General features: G+C 62.4%; 10 protein-coding genes. 7 read left to right on the plus strand and 3 right to left on the minus strand.

Annotated elements, in window-relative coordinates; translation table 11 throughout:
- The first annotated feature begins 116 nt into the window (after positions 1-116).
- The 7 genes from J3P88_RS14125 to J3P88_RS14155 all read left to right on the plus strand — a co-directional run bounded on the left by J3P88_RS14125 (position 117) and on the right by J3P88_RS14155 (position 6,562).
- A complete protein-coding gene (locus J3P88_RS14125) occupies positions 117-1,439 on the plus strand; it encodes an MFS transporter (protein WP_434575981.1) in 1,323 nt (440 codons plus the stop codon).
- 206 nt (positions 1,440-1,645) lie between these two features.
- Positions 1,646-2,638 (plus strand): AraD1 family protein, encoded by a 993-nt coding sequence (gene araD1, locus J3P88_RS14130; RefSeq protein WP_434575983.1) that lies wholly within the window; start codon positions 1,646-1,648, stop codon positions 2,636-2,638.
- Between the two features lie 12 nt (positions 2,639-2,650).
- Positions 2,651-4,231: an aldehyde dehydrogenase (NADP(+)) gene (locus tag J3P88_RS14135; RefSeq protein WP_434575985.1), complete on the plus strand. Its 1,581-nt coding sequence runs from the start codon at positions 2,651-2,653 to the stop codon at positions 4,229-4,231.
- A 237-nt stretch (positions 4,232-4,468) separates the two neighbouring features.
- Positions 4,469-4,765, plus strand: coding sequence for a DUF5629 family protein (locus J3P88_RS14140; protein WP_186704884.1), 297 nt, complete (start codon positions 4,469-4,471; stop codon positions 4,763-4,765).
- Positions 4,752-5,927 (plus strand): lactonase family protein, encoded by a 1,176-nt coding sequence (locus tag J3P88_RS14145; protein ID WP_434575987.1) that lies wholly within the window; start codon positions 4,752-4,754, stop codon positions 5,925-5,927. The genes J3P88_RS14140 and J3P88_RS14145 overlap by 14 nt, the downstream gene beginning before the upstream one ends.
- Positions 5,928-6,083: 156 nt before the next feature.
- A complete protein-coding gene (locus tag J3P88_RS14150; RefSeq protein ID WP_018611529.1) occupies positions 6,084-6,263 on the plus strand; it encodes a hypothetical protein in 180 nt (59 codons plus the stop codon).
- A 173-nt stretch (positions 6,264-6,436) separates the two neighbouring features.
- Complete coding sequence (locus tag J3P88_RS14155; RefSeq protein WP_272971873.1) at positions 6,437-6,562, plus strand: hypothetical protein; 126 nt, start codon at positions 6,437-6,439, stop codon at positions 6,560-6,562.
- A 206-nt stretch (positions 6,563-6,768) separates the two neighbouring features.
- Here J3P88_RS14155 and J3P88_RS14160 read toward each other — a convergent pair whose 3' ends face one another.
- From J3P88_RS14160 to J3P88_RS14170, 3 genes are read right to left on the minus strand one after another with little or no spacing between them, the layout of a single operon-like run.
- Positions 6,769-7,371 (minus strand): glutathione S-transferase, encoded by a 603-nt coding sequence (locus tag J3P88_RS14160; protein WP_434575989.1) that lies wholly within the window; start codon positions 7,369-7,371, stop codon positions 6,769-6,771.
- Positions 7,368-11,009: an SbcC/MukB-like Walker B domain-containing protein gene (locus J3P88_RS14165; protein WP_434575991.1), complete on the minus strand. Its 3,642-nt coding sequence runs from the start codon at positions 11,007-11,009 to the stop codon at positions 7,368-7,370. The genes J3P88_RS14160 and J3P88_RS14165 overlap by 4 nt, the downstream gene beginning before the upstream one ends.
- The gene (locus J3P88_RS14170; protein ID WP_186704889.1) at positions 11,006-12,250 is read right to left on the minus strand and encodes an exonuclease SbcCD subunit D C-terminal domain-containing protein; all 1,245 of its coding nucleotides are present in this window, start codon (positions 12,248-12,250) and stop codon (positions 11,006-11,008) included. Before J3P88_RS14170 ends, J3P88_RS14165 begins: the two co-directional genes overlap by 4 nt.
- Positions 12,251-12,522 lie beyond the last annotated feature (272 nt).

Genomic DNA, 12,522 nt, shown 5'->3' on the forward strand with positions numbered 1-12,522 from the left:
TTGTTGGGTAAATAGTATTACTATATAGTCCGATTCAACGGAGGGATTGTCCTGGCGGTCATTCGCGAGAGAAATCCCCCGAGGTTCTATAACAACAACAATCGGAGACCGGTCCCATGAGCCAGGAACTGCGGCTTATTCGTCGCATCACCCTCAAACTGATTCCCTTCCTGATCCTGCTGTACCTGATCGCCTACGTGGACCGCTCTGCGGTGGGCTTTGCCAAGCTGCACATGGGCGCCGACATCGGCATCGGCGACGCGGCCTACGGCCTGGGCGCCGGGCTGTTTTTCATCGGTTATTTCCTGCTGGAAATCCCCAGCAACCTGATGCTGGAACGCTTCGGTGCCCGGCGCTGGTTCGCCCGGATCATGATTACCTGGGGCGCCATCACCATCGGCATGGCCTTCGTGCAAGGGCCATACAGCTTCTATGTGATGCGCTTTTTGCTGGGTGCGGCCGAAGCCGGGTTCTTCCCGGGCGTGCTGTACTACATCACCCAATGGTTCCCGGTGCGCCATCGCGGCAAGATCCTGGGGCTGTTCATTCTCTCCCAACCCATCGCGATGATGATCACCGGCCCGGTGTCCGGCGGCTTGCTGGGCATGGACGGGATCCTTGGCCTGCATGGCTGGCAATGGCTGTTCATTGTCATCGGTCTGCCGGCAGTGCTGTTGACCTGGCCGGTGCTGCGCTACCTGCCGGATGGCCCGCAACAAGTGAAATGGATGGACCAGGCCGAGAAGGACTGGCTGGCCGGTGAGCTGAAAAAAGACCTGGAGGAATACGGCCAGACCCGCCATGGCAATCCGCTGCATGCCCTCAAGGACAAGCGTGTGTTGCTGCTGGCGCTGTTCTACCTGCCGGTGACCTTGAGCATCTACGGCCTGGGCCTGTGGTTGCCGACGCTGATCAAGCAGTTCGGCGGCAGCGATCTGGTAACCGGTTTCGTGTCATCGGTGCCTTACATTTTCGGCATCGTCGGCCTGCTGATCATTCCCCGCAGTTCCGACCGCTTGAACGACCGCTACGGTCACCTGGCCGTGTTGTACGTGCTGGGCGCCATCGGCCTGTTCCTCAGCGCCTGGTTGTCGGTGCCGGTGTTGCAATTGGCGGCGCTGTGCCTGGTGGCGTTCGCGCTGTTTTCCTGCACGGCGGTGTTCTGGACCTTGCCGGGACGGTTCTTTGCCGGCGCCAGTGCGGCGGCGGGCATCGCGCTGATCAACTCGGTGGGCAACCTGGGTGGCTACATCGGTCCGTTCGTGATCGGTGCGCTGAAGGAGTACACCGGCAACCTGGCTTCAGGGCTGTATTTCCTGTCTTGTGTGATGGTGTTTGGCTTGGTGTTGACGGGCGTGGTCTACCGCCTGCTGGAGCGCAAGCATGTGTTGCCGCCGGATCAGTTTGCCGCCAGCGCCCGGGGAGCGACACGTACCTGAACTTATTGCAATTGTGGACGAGAGCTTTTGTGGCGAGGGAGCTTGCTCCCGCTCGACTGCGCAGCAGTCGCAAAACACGCGCTGTGTTTTGCCTGAATGAACGCGGCGCCTGGAGTTGGGGGTGCTTCGCCCCCCTAGCGGGAGCAAGCTCCCTCGCCACAAAAGCCTGCTACGCCTATTCAAGTTTTGCTTACAAGGAGAAAGATATGCGTTTAGTTCAGTTCGAATTGAGTAACGGCGAACGCCGCGTCGGTGTGGTCGAGGGCGATCAGGTGCGCGAAGTGCAGGGCGCCGGCACCGTGCGCGAGCTGGCGCTGGCGGCCATCGAGGCGGGTGTGAAGCTTGAGCAGCAGGTCAACGGCCTGGGCCTGGGGGCGAGCCATGACTACGCGCAGTTGCTCGGTGAGCTGCGCATCCTGCCGCCGCTGGATCACCCGGACCCGGCGCACCTGTTGGTCAGTGGCACCGGCCTGACCCACCTGGGCAGTGCCTCGGCCCGGGACAAGATGCACCAACAGGCCGGTGACGAAGCGACCATGACCGACACCATGCGCATCTTCAAGTGGGGCGTGGAGGGCGGTAAACCCCAGCCCGGGCAGGCCGGTGTGCAACCGGAATGGTTCTACAAGGGCGACGGCAGCATTGTCGTCCGTCCGGGCCAGCCGTTTCCGTTGCCGCCGTTCGCCGAAGACGCCGGCGAAGAGCCGGAAATCAGCGGCCTGTATGTCATCGGTCACGATGGCAAGCCGTATCGCCTGGGCTTTGCCGTGGGCAACGAGTTTTCCGACCACGTGATGGAACGCAAGAATTACCTGTACCTGGCCCATTCGAAATTGCGCAGTTGCAGTTTTGGCCCGGAACTTCGCGTGGGTGAACTGCCTCAACATCTGTCCGGGACCAGTCGTATCCTGCGCAACGGCGAAGTGTTGTGGCAGAACGAATTCCTCAGCGGCGAGGCGAACATGTGCCACAGCCTCGAAAACCTGGAATTCCACCACTTCAAATACAGTCAGTTCCTGCGCCCGGGGGACGTCCACGTACACTTCTTCGGCACCGCGACGCTGTCGTTCGCCGATGGCATCCGCACCCAGCCGGGGGATGTGTTCGAAATCAGCCAGGCGGAGTTCGGCGCGCCGCTGGTCAACGGTATTGCCCCGGTGGACGCGGTGTTCAATCCGGGTACTATCGGCACACTTTAAAGGAGACTTGCGATGAACCAGATCCTTGGCCACAACTACATCGGCGGGGCGCGCAGCGCGGCCGGCCAGACCCGCCTGCAGAGCGTCGACGCCAGCACCGGCGAGGCCTTGCCCCATGCATTCGTCCAGGCCACGGCCGAAGAAGTCGATGCCGTCGCCAAGGCCGCTGCCACGGCATACCCGACCTATCGCAGCCTGAGTGCGGCGCGTCGGGCCGAGTTCCTCGAAGCCATTGCCGATGAACTGGACGCCTTGGGCGATGACTTCGTCGCCGTGGTCTGCCGTGAAACCGCGCTGCCAGCGGCGCGGATCCAGGGCGAGCGTGGGCGTACCAGCGGCCAGATGCGTTTGTTCGCCAAGGTCCTGCGTCGTGGTGATTTCTACGGCGCGCGCATTGACCGCGCCTTGCCGGAGCGCACGCCGCTGCCGCGTCCGGACCTGCGCCAGTACCGCATCGGCCTCGGCCCGGTGGCGGTGTTCGGCGCCAGTAACTTCCCCCTGGCATTCTCCACCGCCGGTGGTGATACCGCAGCGGCGCTGGCCGCCGGTTGCCCGGTGGTGTTCAAGGCCCACAGCGGCCACATGGCCACGGCAGAACACGTCGCCGACGCGATCATTCGCGCCGCCGAGAAAACCGCGATGCCGGCCGGTGTGTTCAACATGATCTATGGCGGTGGCGTCGGCGAATGGCTGGTCAAGCATCCGGCGATCCAGGCCGTGGGTTTCACCGGTTCCCTCAAGGGCGGGCGTGCCCTGTGCGACATGGCGGCCGCGCGGCCCCAGCCGATCCCGGTGTTCGCCGAAATGTCGAGCATCAACCCGGTGATCGTATTGCCCCAGGCGCTGGAAACCCGCGCCGAAAGCATCGCTCGCGACCTGACCGCCTCGGTGGTGCAGGGCTGCGGCCAATTCTGTACCAACCCGGGCCTGGTGATCGGCATTCGCTCGCCGCAGTTCACCGCCTTCACCCAACAGGTGGCCGCGCTGATCGGCGACCAGTCTGCCCAGACCATGCTCAACGCCGGCACGCTGCAAAGCTACGGCAAGGGCCTGCAAAAGCTGCTGGCGCACCCGGGCATCGAACACTTGGCCGGGCGCGATCAACAGGGCAACCAGGCCCAGCCGCAGTTGTTCAAGGCCGACGCCAGCCTGTTGATCAACGGTGACGAGGCGCTGCAAGAAGAGGTCTTTGGGCCGACCACGGTGTTTGTCGAAGTCGCCGACCAGGCGCAACTGACCGCCGCGCTGAACGGCCTGCACGGCCAACTCACCGCGACGATGATTGGCGAACCGGCAGATTTCGAACAGTTCGGCGAACTGACGCCGTTGCTGGAGCAGAAGGTCGGCCGCATCTTGCTCAACGGTTATCCAACCGGCGTCGAGGTGTGTGATTCGATGGTGCACGGCGGGCCTTACCCGGCGACGTCCGATGCCCGTGGCACCTCGGTGGGTACATTGGCGATCGATCGCTTCCTGCGTCCGGTGTGCTTCCAGAACTACCCGGACAGCCTGTTGCCGGAACCACTGAAGAACGCCAACCCGTTGGGGATCCAGCGGTTGGTGGATGGGGTGCCGGGGCGCGAGGCGCTCTGAGGGTTGCGGTGAGGCAGATGCATTCAAGTTGAATGTGTCGGCCTCTTCGCGAGCAAGCCCGCTCCCACAGGGGATCTCTAGTGAATGCAAAATTTGTGTTCGCTGAAAATCCAACTGTGGGAGCGGGCTTGCTCGCGAAGGCGATCTACCAGTCTAAGTTGCTTTCGAACCTTATGGCCCAAGGCCCACTCCCACATTGAGTTATCATGGCACTTTCCCAATGACCGACTGATCACCATGACTGCCGTAACCGACACCCTGCTGCACGCCCTCGAACATTGCGACATGCTGATTATCGATGGGCTGCATGCATTCGATTTCTCCCTCGACGAGCAAGATCAGTTGCACGTCGAGTGCATGAACGGCCGCACCCTCGAACATTGGCGTTTCACACCGGCGCAGATGCAGGCCGCGACCTTCGACAAAGCCCTGAAGCGTTGGATCATCACCAGCGATTCGGGCGATCACCACCTGGAATGCGTGGAAGCCACCAGCGGCCACGACGATGAGGACTCCGATCATGAAGATGCGTAGTTTCTGGCCCTTGTTGATGGCCGGCAGCGTGGGCGCCATGGGCGTCCAGGCCGACACCAGCGAGCACCACCAGTTGTTGGTGGGTTCCTACACGGCGGGCCAGAGCCAAGGCATCTACCGGTTGCAGTTCGACAGCCGCACCGGCCAGATCGACGCCAACCCGTTGCAAGTGATCAAGACAGACAACCCTTCATGGCTGACCCTGTCCAAGGACATGACCCGGCTGTTCGTGGTCAACGAAAACGGGCCGGGCCAGGAAGACCCGGTGGGCAAGGTCAGCAGCTACGCCATCGACCCGAAGACCCATGCCATCAGCCTGATCAACCAAATGCAATCCCTGGGCAACGAACCGACCCATTCGAGCTTGAGCCACGACGGCCAGCATTTGTTGGTCAGTAACTATTCCGTGCTGGAAAACCCGGGCGGCACTTTGGTGGTGCTGCCGGTGGGGGCGGACGGCAAGCTGGCGCCAGTGGTCCAATCGGGCAGCCATCAGCCGAGCCGGGTCAATCCCGAGCGGCAGAAATCCGCTCATGTACATTCCGCGGTGCCGTCACCAGACGGCAACTATGTGTTCGCCAATGACTTGGGGGCGGACAAAGTGTTTGTCTACCGCTACAACCCCAAGGCCAATCCCGAACTGCCGTTGACGCCTGCCGATCCGCCCTTCGTGCAGTTGCCGCCGGGCAGCGGGCCGCGCCATCTGTTGTTCAGTGGCGATGGCAAGCACGCCTGGCTGACTATGGAAATGAGCGCCCAGGTCGCGGTATTCGATTACCGGGACGGCCGCCTGACCCAGCGCCAGCTAGTCGATCTGGCCGACGGCAAACCCCAGCCGGGTAAGGCAGCGGCAGCGTTGCATGCGTCCAAGGACGGCAAGTTCCTGTACGTCAGCAATCGTGGCACCACCAACGAAATGCTGGTGTTCGCTGTCGACCCGGCTTCTGGCACCTTGAAAGAAGTGCAACGACGCTCCGTCGAGGGTGATCACCCCCGGGAGTTCAGTCTCGATCCAAGCGAAAAATTCGTCCTGGTCGCCAATCAGAAAAGCAACCAGATCGTGGTTATCGAGCGCGACCCAAAGACCGGCCTGCTGGGCAAAACCGTTCAGAAACTGCCCATGGATGCGCCAAGCGATGTGAAATTCCTGGTGGGTCAATAACGCTCAGGCCCCGATTTCAGGGGCCTTCGCCGTTGTATCAACAAGACTGATAGTCGCTAGTATTACAAAGCATTTCAAGGCGAGACGCCTCGGCGCGTAAGTTTGCTTCACGGCCCCACCGGGCAAATCAGCCAACTGAATCCGAGGATTACCGCCATGAACCTGAATCTTTTTTCCGTGATCGCCGCTTCCGCCATCTCCGCCACCGTGGCATTGCCAGCCAGTGCCAGCATCGAGATCAGTGACAAGAAAAACCGCACCCAGAGCTACACCGAGAAGTACCTGCAACAAAGCGCCAACTTCTATGCGGCGCTGGACCACAAGACCCAACACTGAATAATGCTGACCCTTGAAGCCTGCGATCTTTTCGTTTCCTACCTGGATCCCGGGGGAGAGAAAAGATCGCAGGCTTCGTGCGTAGGGTTGAAAATCACCGTTGTGATATCACATGGCCATGTGTTTAAATTTGACGCTCGTTAATTGACTCCTTACCAATAAGGATCGACACCATGGCGATGCGTCTGGCAGTGATGCTGCTGTTCCTCTATTCCACCCCGATTGTCTCGGCGGCCCAGCCCGTTCCCGGTGAGCTGGAAGTCGCCCGTGAGCGATTGTTGAGCTTGTTGGGCGACTGATTGGATCAGACAGCAATGGGCTGCATGATTGCCTTTGTGGCGAGGGAGCTTGCTCCCGCTCGATTGCGTAGCAATCGCTAAAAGGGTGGCTGCTGCGCAGCCCAGCGGGAGCAAGCTCCCTCGCCACGAAAGCCCCCTTAGCCACAAAAGCCCCTCTTAGCCATAGAAGCTCATTACCCAAAAAAAAGCGCTAACTGGGCAAATGGTTACTTGGCCATGATCGCCACGAACAGCTCGGAATCCAGAAACCCCTGCAGCCAATCCTGTAGCCGAGGATAGGGCGCCTGGGCAAACCAGTCGCGGTCGACATGGGCGAACTGCCGTATGAAGGGCAGCACGGCCACGTCGGCCAGGCTCGGGTGCTCCGCCGCCAGGAATGGCCGGGCTTCAAGCAATGCCTCCAGTCTGCGCAGAAAATTTTCACCCTCGCTACGGTAATGTTCCTTCGAGTACTCGGGATGGCGTTCGGGGTATTTGTAGCGATTCAAGTGCAGCTTGAACACCCGGTCGTTTTCCTCGACCAACGCCGCTGTCAGCGCCTGACCTTCGGGGTCGTCCCGTAGCCTCCAGTCTTGCGGATCATGCAGGTCCAAGGCCCAGCCCATGATCTCCAGGCTTTCATCGATCACCCGGCTATCGACTTGCAGCACCGGCACCGTGCCTTTGCTGGAGAGGGCGAGCATCTCGGCGGGCTTGGCCTTCAGGCTGACTTCGACAATCGTCACCTCGACCGCGCTGTAGCGCAAGGCCATGCGCGCCCGCATCGCGTAGGGGCAGCGGCGGAAGGAGTAGAGCGTGGCGCGACTCATTTCACCTCCACCGTGCTCAACCCGTTACCCTGGCGCCGCACCTGGATCTGCACCGGGATCCGCTCGTGCATTTCCTGCACGTGGGAGATCACCGCGACCTTGCGACCTTGGGCCTGCAAACCGTCGAGGGCGTCCATCGCCAGTTGCAGCGATTCGGGGTCGAGACTGCCGAAGCCTTCGTCGATGAACAGCGATTCGATCTTCAAGGTGCTGGACGCCATCGAGGCCAGGCCCAAGGCCAGGGCGAGGGAGACCAGGAAGGTTTCGCCGCCGGACAACGAATGCACCGAGCGCAGTTCGTCGCCCATTTCCGTGTCCATCACCAGTAACCCGAGCATGCTGCCGCCGCGCTTGAGCCGGTAGCGGCGCACCAGTTGCCGCAGTTGGGCATTGGCGTGGTGCACCAGCAAGTCGAGGTTGTAGGCCTGGGCCAGCTTGCGGAAACGATCACCGGTGGCCGAGCCGATCAGGGCATCGAGGCGTGCCCAGCGCTGGTATTCGGCGTAGGCCTGGTCGATCTGCTGGGCCAGGGCCTGGTTGGCGTTCTGCCGGCGCTGGTCCTCGGCCTGTTCGGCGCGCAGTTCGGCGCAAAGCTGTTCGCTGGCGGAGAATTGCGCTTGCAGCTCGGTAAGGGCTTCGGCGAGTTGCTCGGCGGCCAGGTTGCCGTTGTGCTGGGCCTGGTGATTGTGCAGGCGTTGCTCGCGCTCGGTGAGCAGGACGCGGGCCTGTTCGATGGCTTTTTCGCTGTTGAGCAAGCGCTGGCGCAACTGGCTGACCTGTTGTTCGTCCAGGCCGAGCAGGGTTTGGAGGGCGGCATCGTCTAGTTCAGGATGGCCGTTGCGCCACTGCGCGATACCTGTATCCAGGGTCTGAAGTTCATGGTCCAGGGATTGTGCCTGTTCCTGGCGGGCCTTGAGTTCGGCGGCCAGTTGCACGAGGTTGTTGCGCAATTGCTGCAACTGCTGATTGGCCGCTGCCTCGGCCTCCCGGGTCTGTTCGAGGCTCTGGTCGAGTTGTTGCTGCCAGTGTTCGGCGCTGATGTGCTCACCGAGCAGTTGCGCGATTTTTTCCTGGCCGGCCTGCTGTTGCTCGCTCAAGGTGCTGAATTGCACGCGGGCCGCGTCCAGTTGCTGGACGCGAGTCTGCTGGCGGTCCTGTTCTTTTTCCAGGGTCTGCTGGCGCTGGAGCTGTTCGCCCAGTTCGTCGCGTTGCTGGTCCAGTTGCGCCAGGCGCTGGGCGATCTGCTGGTCGAGCTGCAAGAAGGTCGCGGCGGGATCGCTGCGCAACGCCTGCAAGGTGTCCGCCGGCAGCAGGGTGCTGAAGTGGCTCAATTCCTCGTCCAGGCGCTGGCGGTCGCGGGCCAGCGCTTGCTGCTGGTTGTCCAGGTGCTGTGAAGCCTGTTGGCTGGCGACTTCGGCCTCGCGCAGGCGCTGGCCCATCCGGGCGGCGTCTTGCTGCAGGGTCAGCAGGGCGGCTTGCCGTTGTTCGTCCTGGCTGATGTGCTGGTGCAGTTGGCTGTTCTGCTGGGCCAGCCAGGCGTCGCGCTTGCTCGAGTCCTGGGCCAGCAGTTGCGCCGACAGCGGGTGGGCTTCCAGGCTGGGCGCCAAGCCCTGTTGCTGGCTGGCGAGCTGCTCCTGCTGCTGTTTGAGCTCCTTGAGCTGGGCCATGACGCCGCTGTACTGCGCCCGTAGCTCGATGACTTTTTCATTGAGCAGTTCGACGGCTTTGCGGGCGTTGGCCTCTTCGGATTCATCGAAGCGCCCGAGGTTTTCCAGCAGGGCTTCGGGTTGATGATAAGGATGCTCGACGCTGCCGCACACCGGGCAGGGTTGCTTGTCCTGCAACTGGGCGCGCAGTTGCTCGACGCTTTCGCTGCGGGCCAGGCGCTGGCGTGCCAGCAGTTCGCGGGTCACGGTCAGGGCCTGCTCGGCGATGGTCAGCTCGGCCTTGGCTTCGCCGCCCTCACGCACCAAGCGGTCACGTTCCTGCAACGCTTGTTGCTGGCGTTGTTCGAGCTCGGCGCCGCGCTTGTCCAACTCTTGCTGGCTGACCCATAGCCGGGTCAGTTCTTCGAACGCGCGCAGTTGCTTGCGGTTGTCTTGCAGCAGGTTGCCGAGCAATTGGATCTGTTCGGCCACCGCGTCGGGCTCGGCGCCCGCTTCCTTGTACAGTACCTCGAGGTCTTGCTGGCGGCTGGCCAGTTCTTCGGCGGCGCGGGCGGCGCTGTGTTCCAAGGTGGCGAGTTCGGCCTGGCCCTGGTTCAGGCGATTGCCGATCAGCATCAGTTGTTGGAGGCGATCGCGATAGGCGTTCCAGGCGTCGCTCAGCGGCGCCAGGTGGGTGCTTTGCTCAAGTTCGCCGGCGATGCGCTGCAAGCGCTCGGCCACCTGTTTTTGCTGATCGAGCAAGGTGTCGATGGTGCGCTGGCCTTCGGTGCACGCCTGTTGTGCCTGTTCCTGGCGCTCGGCGGCCTGGCTGGTGTCCTTGGCGAGGCGGGCCAGGCTGCTTTGCTCTTCAAAGGCCTGGCGCAGCAACGGCGCGCAGTCGCTGCTTTGTTGCCGGGCTGCGGCCTGTGCCAGTTGCGCGGCGTCCAGGCTTTTTTCCAGTTCGGCCTGCTGGTGATGCAAGTCGATTTGCTGTTGGGTGAGCTGCTGAATCTGCGCGGCCAACGGGTCGAGCTGTCGGCGCAGTTCTGCCTGGCGGATGAATTGATGGCGCTGGGGTGCCAGTTGTTCCAGGCGGGTCAGTTTCAGGCGTTTGTCGGCCAGGGCGTCCCAATCGACCTGGGCCTGTTGCAACTGCTCGGCGGCGCTGGCGTGTTCGTCCTGCAACTGGCGCAGGTCCCGCAGCCAGGTGTGTTGCTGTTCCAGTTGCTTGAGCTGCGCCTGCTGGGTCTTGAGCTGCTGCTGGGCGTCGTTGAAGCGCTGGTCCAGCTCGGCCCGGGCTTCGGGAGCCAGCGGTGTGACGCCGCTGGCCTGGTCTTGCAATTGCCGGTGGCTGTCCTTGGCTTGTTTGGCCTTGTCGAAGGCGCGGCGGCCTAGGCGGGTATACAGGGCGGTGTCGGTGAGTTTTTCCAGCAGTTCGCTGCGGTCGTTGTCATCGGCCTTGAGGAACGCGCTGAACTCGCTCTGGGCCAGCAACACGGCGCGGGTGAACTGCTCGAAGTTCAGGCCCAGGGCGGCTTCGAGCTGGGTCTTGTATTCGCCTTTCTGGCTCGCCAGCAGTTGATCGTTGTCCAGGTCCCGCAGGCTCTGGCGGCTGGCTTGCAACTTGCCGCCGGCCTTTTCCCGGGCGCGATTGGCTTCCCAGCGGGCCCGATAGCGGCGCCCATCGATGCCACGAAAATCCACTTCGGCAAAACCGTCGCCGGTGCCACGGCGCAACAGCGTGCGCGGGTCGCCCGTGGCGATCTCGCCATCGACGTCCGGCACCTTGGCGTCGCGCCCGGTGTTGTTGAGGCGCGGCACGGCGCCGAACAGCGCCAGGCACAAGGCGTCGAGCAGCGTGCTCTTGCCGGCGCCCGTGGGGCCGGTAATGGCGAACAGGCCGGCGCTGGCCAAGGGCTCGGCGGTGAAATCGATTTCAAAAGGCCCGGCCAGGGACGCCAGGTTCTTGAGGCGGATCGCGAGAATCTTCATGGCTGCTCGCTCTCCATCTGCACGTCTTGCAACAGCACGGCAAAGTCCTTGAGGGTTTGTTCATCCACTTCGTTGCCGTAGGTGTCCTGCCAGGCGCGGCTGAACAGTTCCTGCGGGCTGAGCTGATCCAGCTCCACCAACGCACCGTCGTCATCGGCGCCGCCAGTGCCACCGTTGCCGGCGTACTCGGCGCCAATCCGTACCAGGCGCACGGCCTTGCCTTGCAACGCGGTTTCAACCTGGTGGCGCAGGTCTGGCTGTGGTTCGTCGAGGCGCACCCGTACCTCCAGCCAGGGTTGGCGCTGGATGTCGGCCAGCAGGTCGATGTCAGGCAATTCCTTGAGTTGCCCGAGTATATCGGCCAAGGGCGCCGGACCCAGGCGTTGCAGGTTGACGGCCCGAGGAATCAGGCGTGGTTCGACCTTGACCAGCGTCTCGCCGTCCAGCGTGACGTCGAGAATCTGGTGCTGGTAGCCAATCTCCGAGAACGACAGTGGGATTGGCGAGCCGCTGTAGCGGATACGTTCTTCACCGTTGACCTTCTGCGGCTTGTGCAAATGGCCGAGGGCGACGTAGCTGATGCTCGGGCCGAACAGGCTGGCGGGCAGGGCCTCGGCGTTGCCGATGATCAGGCTGCGTTCGGAATCCTCGGACACCGAACCGCCGGCCATGTGCGCATGGCTGACGGCGATCAGCGCCTGGCCTTTCTTGCGCTTGCTGTTGGCGGCAGCGATCAGCCACTCGTGCACCTGGCCGATGCCCCGCAGGTAGTCATCGCCCAGTTGCGCGCCGGTGACTTCCGCGGGGCGCAGGAACGGCAGGGCCAGGCACCACGCCTTGACCTTGCCCTTGGCATCGGGCAGCGGCAATAACAGCCGCTCGACGTCCAATTGGCCGTCGTCCAGCCACAGCACCCGGCCCAAGGCGTGGGTGCGCAAGCGGCGCATCAGCGGCGCGGGCAATTCGATGCGCGAGCCGGAGTCATGGTTGCCGGCGATCATCACGATGGTCAGGTTGGCGTTTTGTTCATGGGCGCTGACGATGAAATCGTACAGGCGTTCCTGGGCTTTGACCGGCGGGTTGACGGTGTCGAAGATGTCACCGGCGATCAGCAGCACGTCGGGCTTTTCCTGGCTCAGCTGACGCAGCAGCCAGTCGAGGAAGCAGGCGTGTTCGAAATCGCGTTCCTGGCCGTGCAGATTTTGCCCCAGGTGCCAGTCGGAGGTGTGAAACAGACGCAAGGTGAACTCCAGGAAACAGATGATGGCCGCGGTGAAGAGGAGGGCGGCTAAAAGAGGGAGAGTTTACTGGGAAACGGGGGGGAGGACTTGTTCAACTTCGTTGGATGTACGACCGGATGGATTGGCAACTGAATTGTGGCGAGGGGATAAATCCCCCTAAGCGCTAGCCAACCCCTTGCCCCACAACTCGTCTGACTGATATCCCTGTGTGTTTCGCGGGGCTTCACGTAGGACATCACTAAAACAGTCCTATTGTTCAAGGCTCTCCAATA

It is taken from the genome of Pseudomonas sp. Z3-6, assembly GCF_051131985.1.
GTDB classification, from domain to species: domain Bacteria; phylum Pseudomonadota; class Gammaproteobacteria; order Pseudomonadales; family Pseudomonadaceae; genus Aquipseudomonas; species Aquipseudomonas zanjanensis.

Bases quoted from the DNA above. Each gene is read 5' to 3' on its own strand.
- J3P88_RS14135 (WP_434575985.1), top strand. From the start codon at position 2,651: ATGAACCAGATCCTTGGCCACAACTACATCGGCGGGGCGCGCAGCGCG.
- araD1 (WP_434575983.1), top strand. From the start codon at position 1,646: ATGCGTTTAGTTCAGTTCGAATTGAGTAACGGCGAACGCCGCGTCGGT.
- J3P88_RS14160 (WP_434575989.1), bottom strand. From the start codon at position 7,371: ATGAGTCGCGCCACGCTCTACTCCTTCCGCCGCTGCCCCTACGCGATG.
- J3P88_RS14155 (WP_272971873.1), top strand. From the start codon at position 6,437: ATGGCGATGCGTCTGGCAGTGATGCTGCTGTTCCTCTATTCCACCCCG.
- J3P88_RS14125 (WP_434575981.1), top strand. From the start codon at position 117: ATGAGCCAGGAACTGCGGCTTATTCGTCGCATCACCCTCAAACTGATT.
- J3P88_RS14145 (WP_434575987.1), top strand. From the start codon at position 4,752: ATGAAGATGCGTAGTTTCTGGCCCTTGTTGATGGCCGGCAGCGTGGGC.
- J3P88_RS14140 (WP_186704884.1), top strand. From the start codon at position 4,469: ATGACTGCCGTAACCGACACCCTGCTGCACGCCCTCGAACATTGCGAC.
- J3P88_RS14165 (WP_434575991.1), bottom strand. From the start codon at position 11,009: ATGAAGATTCTCGCGATCCGCCTCAAGAACCTGGCGTCCCTGGCCGGG.
- J3P88_RS14150 (WP_018611529.1), top strand. From the start codon at position 6,084: ATGAACCTGAATCTTTTTTCCGTGATCGCCGCTTCCGCCATCTCCGCC.